Origin of the sequence: Methylobacterium sp. WL103, assembly GCF_008039885.1 — a bacterium.
GTDB classification, from domain to species: domain Bacteria; phylum Pseudomonadota; class Alphaproteobacteria; order Rhizobiales; family Beijerinckiaceae; genus Methylobacterium; species Methylobacterium cerastii.
This window is the reverse complement of the sequence record NZ_VRUX01000654.1, coordinates 1-2,246: the sequence shown is the minus strand read 5'-3', so window position 1 is coordinate 2,246 and position 2,246 is coordinate 1. Positions and strand designations below refer to the sequence as shown.

The 2,246-nt window shown below is 63.1% G+C and carries 2 protein-coding genes and 2 pseudogenes; all 4 read right to left on the bottom strand.

The features are described 5' to 3' along the window. Window positions 1-312 (bottom strand): annotated as a pseudogene (locus tag FV222_RS23800) (transposase); the annotation flags it as partial. Between the two features lie 295 nt (window positions 313-607). Continuing rightward, a complete protein-coding gene (locus tag FV222_RS23795; RefSeq protein ID WP_246685627.1) occupies window positions 608-1,117 on the bottom strand; it encodes a GrpB family protein in 510 nt (169 codons plus the stop codon). Between the two features lie 23 nt (window positions 1,118-1,140). Beyond that, window positions 1,141-1,803: a DUF2268 domain-containing putative Zn-dependent protease gene (locus FV222_RS23790; RefSeq protein ID WP_246685626.1), complete on the bottom strand. Its 663-nt coding sequence runs from the start codon at window positions 1,801-1,803 to the stop codon at window positions 1,141-1,143. 286 nt (window positions 1,804-2,089) lie between these two features. Further along, a pseudogene (locus FV222_RS23785) lies at window positions 2,090-2,246 on the bottom strand (IS3 family transposase); the annotation flags it as partial.

Here is a 2,246-nt window from a genome sequence, read left to right as displayed (position 1 = left end):
GGATGTGCTCGACACAGGCGCGTCGGCGCGCGGGGCTCAGAAGTTTCCCCGGGACGCCTCCTGCAGGATCAGCTTGTCGAGGGTGAGATCGGCGATTGCCTTTCGAAGCCGAGCATTCTCGGTCTCAAGACTCTTCATCCGTCGAACTTGATCCGACTTCAGGCCGCCAAACTCACGCCGCCACCGGTAGTACGTCACCGAACTCACACCGAGCGCGCGGATTGCATCGGCCACGCTCTGGCCCTGTGAGATCAGCACGTCCGCCTGACGTAGCTTCGCGACGATCTCCTCGGGCTTCGGGTGCTTTGCCATCTCGTCCGTCCTCCAGGCTCAAAAGCCATACCAAAGGGCGGACCACTTCAATGGGGGCGGACCAAAAAGTGGAGTGAACGCTTCGATCATGTTCCACGCCACGCTGGATGACTTAGCTGAGCGCGAAGCTGATATGGATCGCTATCCATGCGAACGTCCGGTTTCTCGACTTTGCTCGTCGAAAGCAGACCGTCGCAAATCCACCCAACCCGGTCGTGGAGCGGACGGACGGGTCCCGACCCAACTCGGTCATTTGGATCGCCTTTTGCGGTTCTCCAAAGCGGCCGCTGATCACTCAGGAAATCAGCCGATCAGCCAAGGCCGCAGCTTCGACTGCGTCGATCCATGCACTCTTGCATGCGCCATAAGCGTGAGAGTTGTCGGGGTAGAGCGCTCGGCACCTGACTCTCTCATGCGCATAGGATGTCACGAGCTCTGGTCTCTTCCGAAGGTAGTCGCGGAATACGAGGTGGCGCTCGATGTCGGGAGATCCCGTGGCGAAGCAATGCAGTTGTACGAGCCGCCGCCCAGAATGGCACTCGTCTTTCGTGGCGTAGCGCCGCCCCGGCAGTCCGAACTCGCCCCACCATGCGAAGCCGATTGCTTCGAGGTCACTTCTGCGCCGATCCAGCACATAGAGGTCGCCGACGACCGGCATAAGATCCAAGATGGGCTTTGCCGTCAGACCTGGGATAGCGGTCGATCCGATATGGTGGACGGCAAGCAAGATTGGATTGAGCGCGACGCGTAGGATCGCGGCTTGCGCCTCAGCAGCCTCTGACCAGCGGGGGTCGTGTTCGGCCAACTCGACCTCGAATGGGGGTGGCATCAGATGTTCAACAATGTGCGCTCGCGCGCGGCGTCGATTACCACGTGCGCGGGAACATTGATCCATGCGGCACCGCTAAGGTCGGCCCCTGCTTCTAGCCAATCGCCCACGATACGGTAACCAAGGGTGTAGCCGAGCCAGCGCGGATACCGGCCGCCGAAGCCGAAGAACCATGCACGATGGTCGTGCCCGTTGCTCACGAGCGTGGCGTCGTCCGGCAGATTGGCCGCAAGTACCTCGTCGGTCACGGCGCATTCCCACGGCTCGGGCGGGGAGTTGAACAGGTGGCTGACGAACTGCCCCGCGAGGCCCTCGCTGACGAGGGATTCGCCCAGCGTCCAGCCGTAGCCGGGACCGGCCATGCGCATGCAGTGGTGGGCCTCGTGCGCCACGGTCCGGCGCAGATCCCCATTTCTCAGCGCGGGCGCAAAGTTGGGGTTATCGGGATCGATAGTGAGGGAGAACAGGTCAGGGCGGATGGCTTGCCCCGTCGTGCCGGTCTCCGGGATCACTTCACCGGGCAAGCGTTGCACGAGGATGTCGAGCGGCGGCACCGGCAGCACGCGCGCCACAGCCCTTCTGGCGATCTCGACCTCCCCGGCGACGATGTCGCGCCAGGGACCCAAATCACCGGACGCCTCAAGCCAATGTAGCTGCCACATCATCTAACCTCACCCAGGTCCAGCCTCATCCTGGCGTGAGTGACAAGGTGGGACAACTCCGCCTGTGGGTCGAGGACAAGCACTGCTGCCGGACGTCCGCTCCACGCGATTGCCACCCGAAAGCGGACAGACAGAAATCCACCCAACCCAGTCGTAGGGCGGACGGTCAGGACCCGACCCAACTCGGCCGTACGAGACGACATCGTCGTTGCCGGAAAGCGGACGTAAGCTTCCGCTCTCGCGGACGGCAGGTGATCGGCCCCCACGAGGTGGTCCAAGGATAAAGTTAGTGCACGGTGGGCCGCTCCGCCACGGGTAGCTTGGCCGGCGGAGCTGGTCTGGCAAGCGCAGCCGGCCAAGCGGAGAAGGCTGGCATGAACACCTCCGGGGCCGGCGGTCGGTATCCCAGAGAGGCATGCGGGCGCACGCCGTTGTAGTGACGT